This is a genomic window from Duganella sp. FT27W, from assembly GCF_009295655.1.
In the GTDB taxonomy this organism is placed as follows: Bacteria; Pseudomonadota; Gammaproteobacteria; order Burkholderiales; family Burkholderiaceae_D; genus Rugamonas; species Rugamonas zoogloeoides.
The window spans coordinates 599,607-615,763 of the sequence record NZ_WHIV01000005.1; the positions used below are offsets into that span (position 1 = coordinate 599,607).

A 16,157-nucleotide genomic window follows, 5' to 3' on the forward strand; every position below is an offset into this window, starting at 1 on the left:
GTTATTGGTTCAGATGCTGGCGGATCAACTGCAGCGCGCCGGCCGCCGAATCGCCGCGCGCGGGCACCACGCGTGCCAGCAGCGCCGGCGGCAAATACGGGCGCAGCGGCGCGGCCAGTCCGCCGCACAGGGCGATCGGCAGCGTGCCGTCGGCGTCGAGCGCGTGGGCCAGCCGTGCCACCTGGGTTCCCGCTGCCTGCAGGATGGCGCGAGCGGCGTCGTTCGAAGCGGCATGTTGCAGCACCACCGGCGCCAGTTGCGCGTACCTGGTTTGCGAGGCGCCGGCCAGCCATTGCTGGAGGATTTCACGTGCGGCCGGATCGCGGCGCCCCGCTGGCGCCACGCCGCACGCTTGCGCCACGGCGTCGGCAAAGGCGTCTGCTGGCCGCCGGCCGTCGAAACTTTGCTGCATGTGATTGATGGCGTGCAGCCCGATCCAGGCGCCGCCCGCTTCGTCGCCGGACGGGAAACCCCAGCCGCCCACTTCCAGGTGACGGCCATCGGCCAGCCTGACTTCGCCCACGCTGCCCGTGCCCAGCGCGATGATGGCGCCGGCCGCGCCGTCATGCGCGCCCAGCACGGTGGTGTGGCCGTCCGATGCCAGCGCCAGGCCGGCGTAGCCGGGATCGGCGGCGGTGAACTGCGCCGCCCATTGCCGGTTATGCACGCCGGCCAGTCCCAGGCCCAGCCCGATCGCCGCGCGTGGCGCCAGCGGCAAACCGGCGTCGGCAAAGGCGGCGGCGATGGCCTGTTCGACGGCGGTCCAGGCGTTGGCAATGCCGAGCGACAGGCCGGAAGGGCCGGCCATGCCGGCGCCGAGATGGACCGGTACGCCGGAAGCTTGGTGGGGGAGGTGGGCCAGGCGGGCGCGGGTGCCGCTGCCGCCGCCGTCCACGCCGATGAGAAATTCGATCATGCGGCACTATAGAGTGTGGCAAAGCGCGCTGTCAAAAGGTGTTTGGCCGGGTTTGAACGGCAAGCGATTCAATTTCTCGTGCGCGGCGCCGATAATGTCATAATGAAACCGCATAGTCATGGGCCAAAGACGGAGGACCACAGATGATCAAATACCTGGGAACCAAAAATACCAAGGATGGTGGGGTGCTGTATATTTTCCTGATTAACGGCTTGCAAAAAGAAATCCGCGAAGCCGCGCTCAAGCAGTATCCCGGTTGCTACGATGCCTTGCCGGCCACGGCCAAGGCCCGCATCAGCGCCAACCGTGCCTGGCTGTCGAAGACCTGAGCCGGTGATTGTTCCATCCTTCCTGCTGCGGCGCGGCGCGCTGGCGTTCGTTGCAATGTTGAGCCTGGCCGGCGATTCGGCGCTGGCCCAAAACGTTCCCACCACGTTCGGCACCATCATCGGCAACGGCCTGCTGTGCCGTGACCAGACCGCCAATTTTTACTATTACGACTACCTGGTCAAGCATTTCGGCCCGGCCTACAAGCACGAGGGCGGCGCCTTCTGGTTCCGCACCGACGGCGCCAGCCTGTGGGGCCGCGAGATTTCCGAAGTGATGGTCAGCGACGACACCAGCACCTATATTTTCGTGGGCGCCGTGGCCGAAGCCACCCCCGAGGAACTGCAGCAAGCCATCATCACCCAGGTGGGCGTCCACCACATCCGCATCGACACGTCCGCCTACCCGGTGCGCGAGGCCAAGCCGGCCAGCCGCATCGTTTATTTCGACACCAAGTCGAAGATCTACTGCGCCAAATACAAGCCTTTACCCCCGGTGCAGCCACCGCCAGTGCGTATGCGACCGAAGTAAAGGCTAGAATACCGGCACGCGCACTCTCAAGGTTTTCATGTACACGCAATACTTCAACCTGAAACAATCGCCGTTCTCCATCGCGCCCGACCCGCGCTACCTGTTCATGAGCGAACGCCACCGCGAAGCGCTGGCGCATCTGCTCTATGGCATCGGCAGCGGCGGCGGTTTCGTGCTGCTTACCGGGGAAATCGGCGCCGGCAAGACCACGGTCTGCCGCTGTTTCATGGAGCAGATCCCCGAGAATTGCAAGCTGGGCTATATCTTCAACCCCAAGCTCACGGTCGAGGAACTGCTGCTGACCATCTGCGACGAGTTCGGCATCGATTTGCCGCCGCAGGGTGCTGGTGCGGTCAGCGTCAAGGGGTATGTCGATGCCATCAACGCCTATTTGCTGGCCAGCCACGCGCAAGCCAAGAACAATGTGCTGATCATCGACGAGGCGCAAAACCTGTCGGCCGAGGTGCTCGAGCAACTGCGCCTGCTGACCAACCTGGAAACCAGCGAACGCAAGCTGCTGCAAATCATCCTGATCGGCCAGCCCGAGTTGCGCACCATGCTGGCCCGGCCCGAGCTGGAGCAACTGGCGCAACGCGTGATCGCGCGTTACCACCTGGGTTCGCTATCGGAGGCCGAGACCTCTGCCTATATCGAGCACCGTCTGGCAGTGGCCGGGGCGGCGGCGATTGCGCCGTTCCCGCGTCGCTTGATGGGCCTGGTGCACAGCCTGACCAAGGGCGTGCCGCGCCGTATCAACTTGCTGTGCGACCGCGCGTTGCTGGGGGCCTACGTGGAAAACCAGCCGCAAGTGTCGCGCATCATCTTGCGGCGCGCTGCCGCAGAAGTGTTCGCCGGTGCCGACAGTACCGGGTCGGGCGGGGCGGGCGGCGCTTTTGCGTCCGGTGCGCGCTGGCCGCTGGTGGCTGCTGGCGTGGCCGGTGGCGTGGTGCTCAGCGTGTTGTTATTGCAGTTTGCCGAGCGGCAGAAAACCAGCGTGCCGCCCCAGGTGGCTACTGTGGCGGCGCCGAGTACGCCGACAGCCGGTCCCGGCAAGGCCAGCGACAATAGGCAGGAATCCGGCCCGGGCGCCGCGCGGGCGACGACAGGGGCCACAAGCGCGCCGGCGTCGGCATCCTTGTCCGCAGTTGCGTCCGCGACGGCGACTTCTCCTGTCGAGTCCGGTGTAGCGACCGACAAGGCTGCGGCCTTGCGTCAACTGGCCGGTCTGTGGGGACTCACGCTGACCGACAGCGACCCGTGCACCGCCGCAGCGCGCCTGAATCTGCGCTGCCTGCAAACCCGTGGCGGCATCGATGAATTGCGCCAGCTCGACCGGCCCGCCGTGCTGACCTTGCGCGACAACCCGGTCATCCCCGGCTACGTGCTGCTGACCGCGCTCGATGCGAAGAACGCCACCATCACCGCGCCCGGTGGTCAGCCCGAGCGCGTGAGCGTGGCCGCGCTGGCTGCCCGACTCGACGGCGAATTCACGACGTACTGGCGCGCTCCTGCCAACTGGCGCGACCAGGTGGTGGCGGGCGACCGTGGCCCCGACGTCGATTGGCTGGCCCAGCGCCTGGCGCAGCTGTACGAACTGGCCGCGCCGAGGGAAAACCAGCCGCTCGACACTGCGCTGGTCCAGCGCCTGCGCCAGTTCCAGGGCGCGCAGCAGCTCAAGGCGGACGGCGTGGCCGGTCCGAAAACATTTATCCGGCTGTACCAACTGGGCCGCGTGCAAGAGCCGCGCCTGCTGGCGCAGTCTGCGGCCGGAGCGGGGAAATAATATGTCTTACATCCTGGAAGCGCTAAAAAAAGCGCAAGCCGAACGTCAACTCGGCAGCTCGCCCACCATCCACGCGCCCACCTTGCAGGCCGGTGCGCACACCGCTGCCTCCGGCCGCCTCAAAAAGCCGGTGGTGCTGGCGCTGGTGGCGATGGCGGTTGTCATCGTGGTGCTGCTGGTCTTGATGTTGCGGCCGGCATCGGTGGTGGCGCCTGCTGTCTCCAGCGCACCGGCTATGCCGGCTGGTTCCGTGGACGCTGTTGCCTCCACGCCGCAGCAACCGGGGCCGGCGCCACAACCGTCCGCAGCACTGCCAGAGCCGGTCACGGCGCTGCCAGAACCAGTTACCGCGCTGCCGCCACCGGTCGCCACGGTGACGACGCCGCTCGCGCAACCTTCGACGTCGCCGGCAAAATCCTCGACCTCGCTCGGGCAATCGTCAGCCGCCCTGGCGCAGTCGCCAATGCCGCCGACGCAATCGCCCACCCCGCAGGGGAGGCTCTCGACGCAGGCGGCCGCATCGATAGCCTCCCCAGCCGTGGCTGCCACGCCTGCGCCAGCCACCGCCGCCAGGGTGGAGGAGCCCGTACTCAATCTGCGCGAACTGCCGGAACCGATACAGCGCGCAATTCCACCGGTGACGGTGGGCGGCTATATCTACTCCAGGAATGCCGCCGACCGGCTGCTGCTGGTGGACAAGATCCTGCGCCGCGAGGGCGAAGAGGTAGCGCCGGGCCTGTTGCTGGAAAAGCTGAACCCGAAAGAAGCCGTATTCAATTACAAAGGCTACAGGTACCGCGTTCCGTACTGAAGAATCTATCCCGGCAGGGAATGAGGCGCTGCTTGCGCGCCTCATTCCCTGCCGGAATAGATTCTAAATTGTCATCAAAGCGTCACGGTGCAGTGATAACTTGATCCCATTGCAAACATTGCAGGGGATGACCATGAAATACCTGACGCTGCTGCCTTTCCTGATCGCTGCCGCCATGACCATGCCGCGTGCCCATGCGGCGGTCCACACGGTGTACACCGCTATCGATAACGAACCGAGCACCTACATTACGGCGCTGGTGTGCCTGCTGCTGATCCTGCTGGCGAATGGCCGCTCGCACAACGACCGCTTCCGCCAGCTGGACGAAGAGCAATAGGTCTTACGGTACCTGCCGCGTTGAATGTTGCTGCGTATAATGTGCGGCAATAGCAATGACGTTGCCGGGGAGAGTTTTTCATGCATCAAGCAAGTTCCGCACCGCTGCGCCAGGTGCTGGGCGTGATCGGCACGTCGGGCAGCGGCAAGACCACGCTGCTGGAGTTCCTGATCGCGCAACTGGCGGACCGTGGTCTCAAGGTCAATGTGATCAAGCACAGCCATCACGACCTGGAGCTGGAACCACCGCGCAAGGACAGTGCGCGCCTGCGCATGGCGGGCGCGGCCGAGGTGATGGTGGCGTCGCCGTTCCGTTACGCCATCGTCCACGAGTTGCGCGGCGCCCCCGAGCCAACGCTGGAGGAGCAACTGGCGCGCCTGTCACCAGCCGACCTGACCCTGCTCGAAGGCTTTAAAAAATACCCGATCGACAAGCTGGAAGTGTATCGCCGTGAGCAGGGACGCGAGCCGCTGTATCCGCACGATGCGCACGTGGTGGCGGTGGCGTCCGATTTGCCGCGTCCGCAGGAGTTGCCCGACAGTACAGCCTGGCTGGACTTGAACGCGCCGCAGGACGTGCTGGACTGGCTGCTGGCGCTGGTGGAAAAAAAGCGCGTTGAAATCTCGCCGCCGGCCTAAAGTTCCGGCGCGGTCTTCCGTAAATAAGGGATACGCCTTAAAGGAGGACACCATGGACGTTTCCAACATTGCCCAGCTTGCAACCAGCATTTCCGACACCGGCAACAAACAGGCGGTGGGAATTGCCGTTTTGAAAAAGGCGCAGGATATCCAGGCGTCCAGCGCCAATGCGCTGATCGAGGCGATTCCGCCGGTGCCATCGGCGCCACGCCTGCCTTCCAACCTCGGCAACACCATCAATACCACCGCCTGACAGCGGTGCCAGCGTCGGGCCTCCCATGCGGACAGGGCGCGCGGGCTAGCCGTGGCAGCGTGATTGCTGCTACGCTGCGTCTGCACACCATCATCTTCGAGGAGAACCGACCATGAACCAACGCCACGCCCTGATCGCCGCCGCCCTGGCAGCAGTTTGTACCGCCAGCACGGCCACTGCGGCCACCCCATCCATGGCCGGCTCGGCCGATACCGAAAAATGCTACGGCGTCGCCAAGGCCGGACAGAACGATTGCGCCGCGGCAGACGGCTCGCATTCCTGCGCGGGCCAGGCCACGACCGATAACGCCCCGGTCGAATGGAAAAACGTTCCCAAGGGAACGTGCGAAAAAGTCGGTGGCAAGACCACGCCGCCTGCCAAGTAAGCAGTCCCTGCCTGTTTAACCGGCAATAAGTTGGCCAGTAATTCCGCCGCGCTTGCTTCTGGATCACGCGCCCTCGGCGTGGGCGTTGGCTTGCGCGCGCCGCACCACCGGCAGTTTCTCGACGACCGTCCGGCGGTGGACTGGCTCGAAGTTCATACCGAAAACTACCTCGACCAGTGCGGCCGCGACTGGCATGTGCTGCAACAGTTGCGGCGCGATTATCCGGTCAGCCTGCATGGCGTGGGGCTGGGGCTGGGTTCGGCGCGCGGCTTTTCCATGCAGCACCTTGAGCGCGTCCGTGCGCTGGTGCGCAACAGCGAACCGTGCCTGGTATCCGAGCACTTGTGCTGGGGCGCGGTGGGCGACCGTCACCTCAACGACCTGCTGCCTTTGATACTGGACGCCACCGCGCTCGACCTGCTGTGCGACCGCGTGGACCAGGTGCAAAACGCATTGCAACGCCAACTGCTGCTGGAAAACGTTTCCACCTACGCCAGGTTCCATGGCGACAGCATGAGCGAGGCGCAGTTCCTGGCCGCGCTGGCAGCACGCACCGGCTGCGGCCTGCTGCTCGACATCAACAACCTGTACGTCAACCAGTGCAACCACGGTGAAGACACGCTCGAAGCGTTGCTCGCGATCGCCCCCGGCACGGTAGGCGAACTGCACCTGGGTGGCCACCTGGTCACACCGCAGGCAGTGATCGACCACCACGGCGCCGCCGTCGCCGAACCCGTGTGGCAGCTGTACGCTGCTGCGCTGGAGCGCTTTGGCGCCGTACCGACCCTGATCGAATGGGATACCGATATCCCGCCGCTGGCCGTGTTGCTGGACGAGGCGGCGAAGGCGAGGGCGCTGCAGCACAGCTACTTGCTTGCACCGGTGGCGCAACAGAATATCGTCACCTTGGTTGGACATAGTTCGGGCGATAGTGCGGCCGCTTCGGGTGTGGGCCGCAGCACAGCCGGTCCGGGCGCAGACGGCAGTGCCGCCGCACTTGCCCCAGGCCAGCAACTGTTCGCTGACGCTTTGCTGAACCCAGATGCCGCGCCGCCGGCGCTGGCGTTATGGCGCGAGCATCGGCACAATCGGCACCGGCTGGCGCTGTATCGCGGCAACCTGGCGGCCACCGCGACCAAGGCGCTGGCGGCTGCCTATCCCGTAGTGGCCGCGCTGGTCGGCGCCGAGTTCTTCGGTGCGCTGGCCCATGCCTATGTGCGCGCCCGGCCGTCGCATGATGGCGACCTCAATCGCTTCGGCTGCCAATTGGGCGAATTCCTCGACGATTTTCCGCACGTGGCCCAATTGCCATACCTGGCTGACATGGCGCGCCTCGAATGGACCGTGCACCGTGCGCATTACGCGGCCGACGCGGTGCCTGTGACGGCGCAGCAACTGGGCGAGCTGGCGCCGGCGCAACTGGACGCGGCCCGGCTGCGCCTGCACGACGCCTGTGTGCCGGTGCGGTCCGATTGGGCGGTGGTGTCGCTGTGGCTGGCGCACCAGCCGGCGCCCGCCATTGATTTTCCCGCCGACATGGCAGTGCAGGAAGCTGGCGTGGTGGCGCGCTCCGGCTGGCGCGTGCAGGTGGTGCCGCTCGGGGCTGGCGCTTATGCCGCGCTGACGGTGTTGCGCACCGGTGGTGCCTTTGGTGCGGCGCTCGACGCGGCGTTCAACGTGGACGGGGATTTCGATGTGGCGGCGCAGTTGCGCCTGTGGCTGGACCTGCAACTGATCGTCGCAATAGAGTTCCTGACTGAACCTTCATAGCTGCGTTGCAGCTCCTTACCGTACGTATCGTCTGCGTCACTACGCTTCGCTGTAGTAGGTACCGTCTGCGTCGCTGTGCTGCGCTGTACAGTCGTACCGTCCGCATCGCTGCGCCTTGCAGAAAGGGGGAAAGCGCTTTAAGTTTCCCGGTGGAAGGCGCGCAGCAGGCGAGCTTCGCCGGTGAGATCCTGGTGCAGCTGGTTGGCGCGCGCGGTCAGTTCCATCATGCGGCCGATATGGGCATCCTCGAAGCGAGCCAGTTCTTCGGTGGCGGCCAGCAGCGCCTGCGCCAGCTTGGTGCGGGCAGTTTCGTACAGGGTGCCGTTGTATTGCGTGGTGTTCTTCAGCAATTCTTCGGCATTTTCGATTACTTCGCGCAGATCGCCAAGCAAGCGTTCCTGGGTGGGCTTGGCTGGTTGTGGACCGTCCATGACGTCCCCCTGTTCAATAAGCGTTTCAATATCAACGTTGGCGCCCGCCACAGACCGCAGCCGACCCCACACTATACGAGATGGGGGCGCTGGCCGCGTTACGCGGTGTCATGGACCGCGCAGCGTTTTCAGCTTAGCGCATTATTGCCATAATGCAAGATAAATTACACGGGATCGACGCTGATACGGATGTCGCCCACGGTGACTTGCTGGCCGGCGCGGATCTTGGCGGTCTTGCGCAGTTCCTGCTTGCCGTCCACCTTGACGTCGCCACTGGCCACCATCATCTTGCCGGCGCCGCCGCTGTCGCACAGCCCCACGAGCTTGAGCAACTGATTCAACTCAACAAATTCCCCATTCAACTCAAAACTGACTTTCTGCATTTTTTCCTCTGATACCATGGTTTTCAAGTACGGGCTCCCGCAAGGATAGTGTAGCGGTATTCCGACAGGCGCACAGTTTACCGTGCAACTCGTATTTGCCAGCAAGAAAAACTGGTAGCCTGGCTTATACCTCTCTACGTTGAGCGCTGTTCTACCTCTCAGGTGGCATCATGAACAAGCTTTCGATGGTCATCACCGTGGCTGGCTGGTCTTGCTGTGGCGCCGTAGCGGCGGCCGATACGCCGCTACCGCTGCTGGTCCAGCCCAGCGAGGCGCGCGCCGATTTCCGGCCGCTGCTGGCCGATCGCAACCGTCGCTATTCGAGCATCGCGGAATTCGAAACCCATATGGGCCGGGCGGTAGGCGCGGTGACCGCCGGCATTCTGCGCGAAACCGGCCCGGGCGCCGAACGCAACACGGCGCTGGCGCTGCGGGCGCGACCCACCACGGCTTTTACTTCGTTATCGATGGGGTATTCGGTCACGCCGCGCAGTTCGGTGATGGCGATGGCCACTTACGGCAAGACCGACGGCTACGGCAGCCCGGACAGCCTGATGGCGCAAGTGTCTTCGGTGCGCACGGTGGCGTTCAGCGTCGGCTGGACCACGCGCGAAATTTTCGACAACCGCGACCGCATCGGCATCACGGTGTCGGTGCCGGCCAAGGTGCGTACCGGCGTCCAGCAGGGCAGCGGTCAGGCCGCCTACATGGGCAGCCAGGCCTTCGGCGCCCCGGCCCTCAATTTGCAACCGACCGCCACCGAGCGCGATATCGAATTCGGCTACAGCACCATGGTTGGCCGCAGCCGCGATGGGCGCGGCGGCAAGGTGACCGGCGCCGTGATGTTGCGCTTCAACCCCGGCCACGACGCCAACGCCGCGCCGGACTGGCTGGCCGGCGTGCGTTACTCGCACGGCTTTTGAGTCAATGAATACTGATCAGCCTGGGCGCGTCATGTCGATCGGAACAATCCACTGCTCGAACTGCTCCGCCGTCACGTAGTTCAGCGCCAGTGCGGCCTGCTTGAGCGTGGTGCCTTCGTGCTGGGCTTTCTTGGCGATGGTGGCCGCCTTGTCGTAGCCGATGTGCGGCGCCAGCGCGGTGACAAGCATCAGCGAGCGTTCCATCAGTTCGGCAATGCGGTCGCGGTTCGGCTCGATGCCGTGCACGCAATGTTCTTCCAGGCTGCGCATGCCGTCGGCCAGCAGGCGCGCGCTTTGCAGGAAGTTGTGCGCGATCAGCGGCTTGTACACATTCAACTCGAAATTGCCTGACGCGCCGCCCATGGTGATCGCCACGTCGTTGCCGAACACCTGGCAGCACAGCATGGTGACCGCTTCGCACTGGGTGGGATTGACCTTGCCCGGCATGATCGAGCTGCCCGGCTCGTTTTCGGGAATCGTGATTTCACCGAGGCCCGAGCGCGGACCGGAGGCCATCCAGCGTATGTCGTTGGCAATTTTCATCAGCGCTGCGGCCAGCGTTTTCAGCGCGCCGTGGGCCGAGAGCAGGGCGTCGTGGCCGGCCAGTGCGGCAAACTTGTTCTCGGCGGTGCGGAACGGCAGCGCCAGCGTTTGTTCCAGCTCGGTGGCAATGCGGGTCGCGTACTCCGGGTGGGCGTTCAGGCCCGTGCCCACGGCCGTGCCGCCGGCCGCCAGTTGCAGCACGCCGGGCAGGGCGGCCTGAATCGCGTGTTCGGCAAAGTCCAGGTGCGCTACGTAGCCCGAGAATTCCTGGCCCAGCGTGAGCGGCGTAGCGTCCTGCAAGTGGGTGCGGCCGATTTTGACGATGTCGGCAAAAGCCTCGGCCTTGGCGTGCAGACTGGCGCGCAACTGGCGCAGGCCCGGCAGCACGTTGTTGGCCAGCGCCAGGGCAGCGGCAACGTGGATGGCGGTGGGGAAGATGTCGTTGGAGGACTGGCCCTTGTTGACGTCGTCATTCGGGTGCAGCAGGCGCGATTCGCCGCGCACGCCGCCCATCAGTTCGGAGCCGCGGTTGGCCAGCACTTCGTTCATATTCATGTTCGATTGCGTGCCCGAGCCGGTTTGCCACACGGCCAGCGGGAATTCTGTGGGGTGCTGGTTGGCCAGCACTTCGTCGGCGGCGCCGGTGATGGCGGTGGCCTTGGCGCCGTCGAGCAAGCCCAGGTCGAGATTGACGCGGGCGGCGGCGCGCTTGACGCTGGCCAGCGCGTGGATCAGCTCGAGCGGCATGCGCTCGGTGGAAATATGGAAATGCTCGAGGGAACGCTGGGTTTGCGCGCCCCACAATTGTTCAGACGGTACATCGATGGGACCAAAGCTGTCTTTTTCGCTACGGGTACTCATAAAGGTTCCTTTTTGGAAATGGCAATCATTCTCATCTGGCATGCATCAACCAGTGTAGCGCACTTCGGAAAAATTTACTGAGGGCTACAAAAACTCGATTTCCAGCCGTTAATGAGGAAGATTCCCAGATGTCGCCTGGCGGCCTACCGATTATGCAACGCTTCTTCACTCACAATTTGCTTCGCCTGTTGGCCGTGCTGGCGCTGGTCGCTCAGGCGCCCATGCTGCACGCTGCCGAGCTGGGCGACGTCGCCGCGCGATCCTATATCGGCCAGCCGCTGTCGGCCGATGTCGAACTGCTGCCTGGCGATGGCGGTCCGGTGCAAGCCCGGCTGGCGCAGCTGGACGTCTATCGCGGCGCCAACATCACCATGAATCCGGCGCTGGCGTCGGTCAAGATGGCGGTGGTGCGGCGCGACGGCAAGGATGTCCTGCACATTTCCACCGCTGGTGCGGTCAATGCCGATTACGTGCACGTGTACGTGGAGTTGACGGCGGGCGGGCGGCGCGATATCCGCCTGGCCACGGTCTGGTTGCAGCCCGATCCCAATCCGGCGCCGCCACCGGTCCGGGTAGCGCCAGCGGTGTCGGTGCCTGCCGTAGTTGCCGCCGCCGAGCCGGCAAAGGTGGCCGACAGCGCCGCACCGGCCGCTGCCGCCCGCCTGGTACGCGATCGCACGCGCCCGGCGCCGATGCCGTCGATCCACGAATCGGAAGTGGGCGGGCCGGGCGGCTTGAAGGCTGCGGCCGCGCAGGCCCGGCCACCGTCGCTGGTGCCGGTGCGCGATATTCCTGAACGGATTTCCGAAGCGCTTGGTTCGCGCGTGATTGCGCCGGCCAAGACAGCCGAAAAACCTGCACCCAGGGCGGCAGGGACGCCGGTATCCAGTGCGGCCGCGGTGGCTGACAAGCCGCGCTCCGTCGCTGCCGAGACGCCGCTCCCCCAAGTGGCCGGCAGGCCGGTCGGGAATGGCGCGACGAAGCCGGCTGACAAGCCAGCCGGGGCGGGCGATCCTAAGCTGACTGACAAGCGTGCCGGGGCTGGTACTCCTCAACCGCCAGGCAAGCCTGCCGTGATTGGAGCGCCTGAGCTGGCCGAAGCACCTGCCGGGGCTGGCCCCCACAAGTCGGCAGGCAAGCCAGCGGCGGGACTGGCGTCAAAATCCGACACCAGGCATGGCGTCAAGCCGGAGACCGTTGTCGCCGGACCAGGCGCCAGTCAGCTGGCCATCACCGCCACCGCTGCACCACCGCCGCAAGTGGCGCAGGCGTTGTTGCCGATGCCGCCCCTGCCATTGCCGGCCGGTGTGAAAAAAATGGCGGCGCCAGCAGCTTGCGCGCCGACCGGCGCCAGCGCCAAAGAGTGCCGGGCACTTGACCTGCAGAGCCAGGCGCTGTCCACCAAGCTGGTGGAACTGGAAGGCAAAGTGAAGCAATTGCAAAGCGCGCTGGCCGGGTCCACCGGTGCGGCCGCTGCGGCGCAGGTGGCAAAACAGGCCACCCCGGCGGCACCTGGCGCCAAGCCCGCCGCGCCGGCTGCCGCCACCAAGCCCTTGACCATTGCCTCCGGCATGAGCGATGCCCGGGCCGCCACGGCAGACGTGCCGGTGGCCGCGAAGCAGCCCGCGACGCCAGGCGCGGCAAAGCGTGCTGCGGCACCAGACTCATCGGACGAAGCAGCGACTCCAGACGCACAGGGCGGAGCAAAGCAAGCCGCGACGCCAGGCACGCCGGTCGCCGAGAAGCATTCCGCGCCGACTGAGGCGCCGAAGACCGAAGCCGCCACCGCCAAAGCAGCTACCGCTGAATCAACTACCGCAGAAGCAACTGCCGCCGAAGCCGCCGCCCCGCCACCAGCGCCGGTGCAGCAACGCCGCGTGCTGCCCAAGCTGAAGTACAAAAAGGAAAAGCCGCCCGAGGAACAGTCGAGCAAGCTGCCGCTGATTGCCGGTGGCGTGGGCCTTGCCTTGCTGGCTGGCGCTGGTGCGCTGTTCTACCTGCGCCGCAAGAAGTCGGGCGCGCCGCTGAAGATCTGGCAAGGCTTCCGCAAGAAACAGGGCCCGGCCGATGCGGCGGGCGACGATTTCCGCGAAGTGCCGACGCCCAAATCAGCGGTCCCGGAACCGGCCGTGCAGCCCTGATGCCAGCATTTTTCGCATAAGTATATTACTTGAATCTCTGTCAAGGCTCTGACGAACTGGGGTATAGTTATCGACGCTTCCAAGCTTCGTCTTCCCATTTTGAAAGAGCCCCATGACTGCAGCCGACCTCCCATCGCAGGACCAACAACAGTACCGAGCGTTCAAACAGCTCGGTCTGAAACTCGATATGTCCCGTGGCAAACCATCGCCGGAACAGCTCGACCTGTCGAACGCCTTGTTGAACGCCGTGGACGGTTACAAGGCCGCCGACGGCACCGACGGTCGCAACTACGGCGGCACCGTGGGCTTGCCGGAGGCGCGCTCACTGTTCGGCGAACTGCTCGATGTGCCGGCCGCGCAAGTGGTGGTCGATAGCAGCGCCAGCCTGTCGCTGATGCATGACGTGATCATGTACGCGCTCCTGAACGGCACGCCGGGCAATGCGCCCTGGGTACGCGAGCCGGTGACTTTCCTGTGCCCGGTACCGGGCTACGACCGCCACTTCGCCATCTGCGAAACGCGTGGCATCAAGATGATCAACGTGCCGATGAACGATGACGGCCCGGACATGGACCTGGTGGAAAAACTGGTGGCCGAGGATGCCAGCATCAAGGGCATGTGGTGCGTGCCGAAGTACAGCAACCCGGGTGGCGTGGTGTATTCCGACGCCGTGGTGCAGCGCCTGGCCGCGATGAAAACCGCCGCCTCCGACTTCATCCTGATGTGGGACGACGCCTATCGCTTCCACCATCTGGGTGCTGAAAAGCTGGAAGTGTTGAATATTCTCGAAGCGTGCGCCGCTGCCGGCCACCCGGACCGCGCTTTCGTGTTCGCGTCGTCATCGAAGGTGACCTGGGCCGGTTCGGGTATTGCCGCGCTGGCGTCGTCGCCGGCCAATATTGCCTGGTGGACCAAACATTCGGGCATCCGCAGCATCGGCCCGGACAAGATCAACCAGCTGCGCCACGTGCGCCTGCTGAAAGACTTGCCAACCGTGGAAGCGCTGATGGAGCAGCACGCCGCACTGCTGAAACCCAAGTTCGACGCCGTGCTGGCGCAATTCGAACAATACCTGGGCAATGTGCCGGGCGTGAGCTGGACCCGTCCGCAAGGCGGCTATTTCATCGACCTGGTCACGCCGGACGGCGCCGCCAAACGCACGGTTGCGCTGGCCAAGGAAGCGGGCATTACCCTGACGCCAGCCGGCGCTGCTTTCCCGTACGGTAACGATCCCAAAGATCGCCACATCCGTATCGCCCCGAGCTTCCCGTCGCTCGACGAAATCACCAAGGCCGCGCAGGGGATTGCGTTGTCGTTGCGGGTGGCGTTGGCAGGCTGATGGTCTAAAGCAGCGAGCCCAAACGAAAAAAGCGCCTCACGAGGCGCTTTTTGCTGGGCGGGCCATTTTACTGGCGCGCCATGCCGGGGACGGTGTTCATCCACGGATCGGCCAGGTCGCGAATTTCGCGGTCGTTGGCCAGGATTTGTTTGAGCAGGTCGATCTTGCGCAGGCGCGGTGCGCCGTCGAGGGCGGGGACGCCGGTGGCCGTGGCGCGGGCTGCGCTGGTGCATTGGGTTTCCAGTTTGCCGACGCCGTCCCAGTCCCCCATGCGCGCAGCGGCAGCCATTTGGGTGCTCAGGCCGGCAATGTTTTCGTACATAGCGAGGACTTCGGAAGTGTTCATCAGTTCACCTGGAAAGTTGCGACATCAAGGCGGATTACCGCATGTCTTGATTAACGTCCACTTAAACGGGAACTTGAGGGCAAAATCAAAATAATTTGAAAAAAGATGAAAAAAAAGCTGCCGGACAGAAATCAGGCAGCTTTTCGCATGAAATGTTGTCGCTTATTTCACGAGTTCTTCCAGGCCGGCCGACAGTTCGTCCGGCGGCGGCATGTCGTCGATCAGGGCGTCGTCGTCCAGGCCCAGTTCTTCGGCCAATTCGGTCGGGTAGCAGGCGGCGATTTCTTCGGCGGTCAAGCCAGCTTGCTCCACGCGTGCGCGCCAGGCGGCCAGCGAGACGACCGCTGCCAGGCGATTGAGTTCGCCATCCTTGTGCGGCTCGGGGAAGGCCACGATGGTTTCAGCAAACGCTTCCGGGAACTTCCAGCGGCGCGCCAGTTCGGCGCCGACGTCGGCAAAGGTGTAGCCGAACGAGGCCACTTCGGCGTCCAGGCGGCGCGAGTCCATCGGACCGGCCACTTTATCGAGGGCCATCGCCTTTTCCGGCATGGCCGAATGGATCACCAGCTGGCCGATGGCGTGCATCATGCCGATGGTGAAGGCGAGATCGGTGTTTTCCTTGGTCTTCTTGGCGATCCACTTGGCCGACACGGCGGTGTGCAAGCTGTAGCGCCAGAATTGCTTAAGGTCGAGGCCGGGCACGGTCTTGAAGCCGCTGACCAGGCCGGAGCTGATGACCAGCGTGCGCACCGTGACGAAACCGAGCATCAGCACCGCATCTTCCACGGTGCCGATGCTGCGCGAGACGTGGTAGTAGGCCGAGTTGGCCAGACGCAGCAGCTTGGCGCTCAGCACCGGGTCCGTCGACAGTTTCTTGGCGATCTCTTCGGTGGAGACGCTGGCCTTGTCGAAGCTGCTGATGAGTTCTTCAACAACTTTCGGGGCGGTAGGCAACGCGGTCGGATTCTGGAACAGTGCGTCAAGTTTCATCGGGTATCTCCTGGTTGTTCCTGGTTGTGGGCACGTTGCTATAGGTTAACTATATAGCGATTCGTCATCGGAAAGAAGCCTTTTGATGCCCGACCGTATCTTTTCTGCTGCCCGCCGTTTTACATTTGGGTGGGCGACCGCACAGAAGCTCAGCCGCGACCGGACTACAGTAGAACCCATGCACACAGCGTTGTGTGTCCCGTAGCTTCAACATTGACCCAAGGAGTGCATCATGAACGAAGATCAAGTCAAAGGTAAGGCGAAGGAAATCGGCGGCAAAATCCAGGAAGGCGCCGGTAAAGTGGTCGGTTCGTCCGAACAGCAGGCCAAGGGCCTGAACAAGCAAGCCGAAGGCAAGCTGCAGAAAAATGTTGGCGACGCCAAGGAAGCCATCGACGACACCCTCAAGGGTAACCGCAACTAAGCATCGCTTAGGGTGCAGGTAAAAC

At 64.2% G+C, this 16,157-nt stretch carries 19 protein-coding genes; 13 read left to right on the forward strand and 6 right to left on the reverse strand.

Annotation, left to right across the window (positions count from 1 at the left end; genetic code table 11):
- Position 1: 1 nt before the first annotated feature.
- Positions 2 to 916: a BadF/BadG/BcrA/BcrD ATPase family protein gene (locus F8197_RS24570; RefSeq protein ID WP_152884282.1), complete on the reverse strand. Its 915-nt coding sequence runs from the start codon at positions 914 to 916 to the stop codon at positions 2 to 4.
- A 143-nt stretch (positions 917 to 1,059) separates the two neighbouring features.
- Between F8197_RS24570 and F8197_RS24575 the strand changes: the two genes are divergently transcribed.
- The 9 genes from F8197_RS24575 (at position 1,060) to F8197_RS24615 (ending at position 7,751) form a co-directional block, all read left to right on the forward strand.
- On the forward strand, positions 1,060 to 1,245 hold the full coding sequence (locus tag F8197_RS24575; protein WP_019921725.1) for a hypothetical protein: 186 nt from the start codon (positions 1,060 to 1,062) through the stop codon (positions 1,243 to 1,245).
- Positions 1,246 to 1,249: 4 nt separating this feature from the next.
- Positions 1,250 to 1,774 carry a hypothetical protein gene (locus F8197_RS24580; RefSeq protein WP_373996969.1) on the forward strand — a complete coding sequence of 175 codons (525 nt, stop codon included), beginning with the start codon at positions 1,250 to 1,252 and terminating at the stop codon, positions 1,772 to 1,774.
- A gap of 37 nt (positions 1,775 to 1,811) precedes the next feature.
- Entirely contained in the window at positions 1,812 to 3,557 is a 1,746-nt protein-coding gene (locus F8197_RS24585; RefSeq protein WP_152884284.1) for an AAA family ATPase, read from the forward strand.
- Between the two features lies 1 nt (position 3,558).
- Positions 3,559 to 4,368 (forward strand): general secretion pathway protein GspB, encoded by an 810-nt coding sequence (locus F8197_RS24590; RefSeq protein WP_152884286.1) that lies wholly within the window; start codon positions 3,559 to 3,561, stop codon positions 4,366 to 4,368.
- Positions 4,369 to 4,501: 133 nt separating this feature from the next.
- Positions 4,502 to 4,705, forward strand: coding sequence for a hypothetical protein (locus F8197_RS24595; RefSeq protein ID WP_152884288.1), 204 nt, complete (start codon positions 4,502 to 4,504; stop codon positions 4,703 to 4,705).
- Between the two features lie 80 nt (positions 4,706 to 4,785).
- Positions 4,786 to 5,343: a molybdopterin-guanine dinucleotide biosynthesis protein B gene (gene mobB, locus F8197_RS24600; protein ID WP_056137297.1), complete on the forward strand. Its 558-nt coding sequence runs from the start codon at positions 4,786 to 4,788 to the stop codon at positions 5,341 to 5,343.
- 52 nt (positions 5,344 to 5,395) lie between these two features.
- On the forward strand, positions 5,396 to 5,596 hold the full coding sequence (locus tag F8197_RS24605; protein ID WP_019921731.1) for a YjfB family protein: 201 nt from the start codon (positions 5,396 to 5,398) through the stop codon (positions 5,594 to 5,596).
- Between the two features lie 112 nt (positions 5,597 to 5,708).
- The gene (locus F8197_RS24610; RefSeq protein ID WP_152884290.1) at positions 5,709 to 5,981 is read left to right on the forward strand and encodes a DUF2282 domain-containing protein; all 273 of its coding nucleotides are present in this window, start codon (positions 5,709 to 5,711) and stop codon (positions 5,979 to 5,981) included.
- 30 nt (positions 5,982 to 6,011) lie between these two features.
- Positions 6,012 to 7,751 (forward strand): DUF692 family multinuclear iron-containing protein, encoded by a 1,740-nt coding sequence (locus tag F8197_RS24615; RefSeq protein WP_152884292.1) that lies wholly within the window; start codon positions 6,012 to 6,014, stop codon positions 7,749 to 7,751.
- A gap of 137 nt (positions 7,752 to 7,888) precedes the next feature.
- Here the strand turns inward: F8197_RS24615 and F8197_RS24620 are convergent, their stop codons facing one another.
- The gene (locus tag F8197_RS24620; RefSeq protein WP_056137291.1) at positions 7,889 to 8,182 is read right to left on the reverse strand and encodes a hypothetical protein; all 294 of its coding nucleotides are present in this window, start codon (positions 8,180 to 8,182) and stop codon (positions 7,889 to 7,891) included.
- A gap of 164 nt (positions 8,183 to 8,346) precedes the next feature.
- Positions 8,347 to 8,565, reverse strand: coding sequence for an RNA-binding S4 domain-containing protein (locus F8197_RS24625; protein WP_026637265.1), 219 nt, complete (start codon positions 8,563 to 8,565; stop codon positions 8,347 to 8,349).
- 170 nt (positions 8,566 to 8,735) lie between these two features.
- Here F8197_RS24625 and F8197_RS24630 point away from each other — a divergent pair, with 170 nt between their 5' ends.
- A complete protein-coding gene (locus F8197_RS24630) occupies positions 8,736 to 9,488 on the forward strand; it encodes a hypothetical protein (protein ID WP_152884294.1) in 753 nt (250 codons plus the stop codon).
- 15 nt (positions 9,489 to 9,503) lie between these two features.
- Here F8197_RS24630 and fumC read toward each other — a convergent pair whose 3' ends face one another.
- The gene (gene fumC / locus F8197_RS24635) at positions 9,504 to 10,892 is read right to left on the reverse strand and encodes a class II fumarate hydratase (RefSeq protein WP_152884296.1); all 1,389 of its coding nucleotides are present in this window, start codon (positions 10,890 to 10,892) and stop codon (positions 9,504 to 9,506) included.
- Between the two features lie 152 nt (positions 10,893 to 11,044).
- On the opposite strand from fumC, the gene F8197_RS24640 reads away from it, so the two are divergent.
- Complete coding sequence (locus F8197_RS24640; protein WP_193333557.1) at positions 11,045 to 13,033, forward strand: hypothetical protein; 1,989 nt, start codon at positions 11,045 to 11,047, stop codon at positions 13,031 to 13,033.
- A 112-nt stretch (positions 13,034 to 13,145) separates the two neighbouring features.
- A complete protein-coding gene (locus tag F8197_RS24645; RefSeq protein ID WP_152884300.1) occupies positions 13,146 to 14,372 on the forward strand; it encodes an aminotransferase class I/II-fold pyridoxal phosphate-dependent enzyme in 1,227 nt (408 codons plus the stop codon).
- A 67-nt stretch (positions 14,373 to 14,439) separates the two neighbouring features.
- Here F8197_RS24645 and F8197_RS24650 read toward each other — a convergent pair whose 3' ends face one another.
- Both F8197_RS24650 and F8197_RS24655 read right to left on the reverse strand, forming a co-directional pair.
- Positions 14,440 to 14,718: a flagellar protein FliT gene (locus F8197_RS24650; protein ID WP_026637267.1), complete on the reverse strand. Its 279-nt coding sequence runs from the start codon at positions 14,716 to 14,718 to the stop codon at positions 14,440 to 14,442.
- Positions 14,719 to 14,880: 162 nt separating this feature from the next.
- Positions 14,881 to 15,708: an HDOD domain-containing protein gene (locus F8197_RS24655; protein WP_019921741.1), complete on the reverse strand. Its 828-nt coding sequence runs from the start codon at positions 15,706 to 15,708 to the stop codon at positions 14,881 to 14,883.
- Positions 15,709 to 15,940: 232 nt separating this feature from the next.
- On the opposite strand from F8197_RS24655, the gene F8197_RS24660 reads away from it, so the two are divergent.
- Positions 15,941 to 16,132: a CsbD family protein gene (locus F8197_RS24660; protein WP_019921742.1), complete on the forward strand. Its 192-nt coding sequence runs from the start codon at positions 15,941 to 15,943 to the stop codon at positions 16,130 to 16,132.
- Positions 16,133 to 16,157 lie beyond the last annotated feature (25 nt).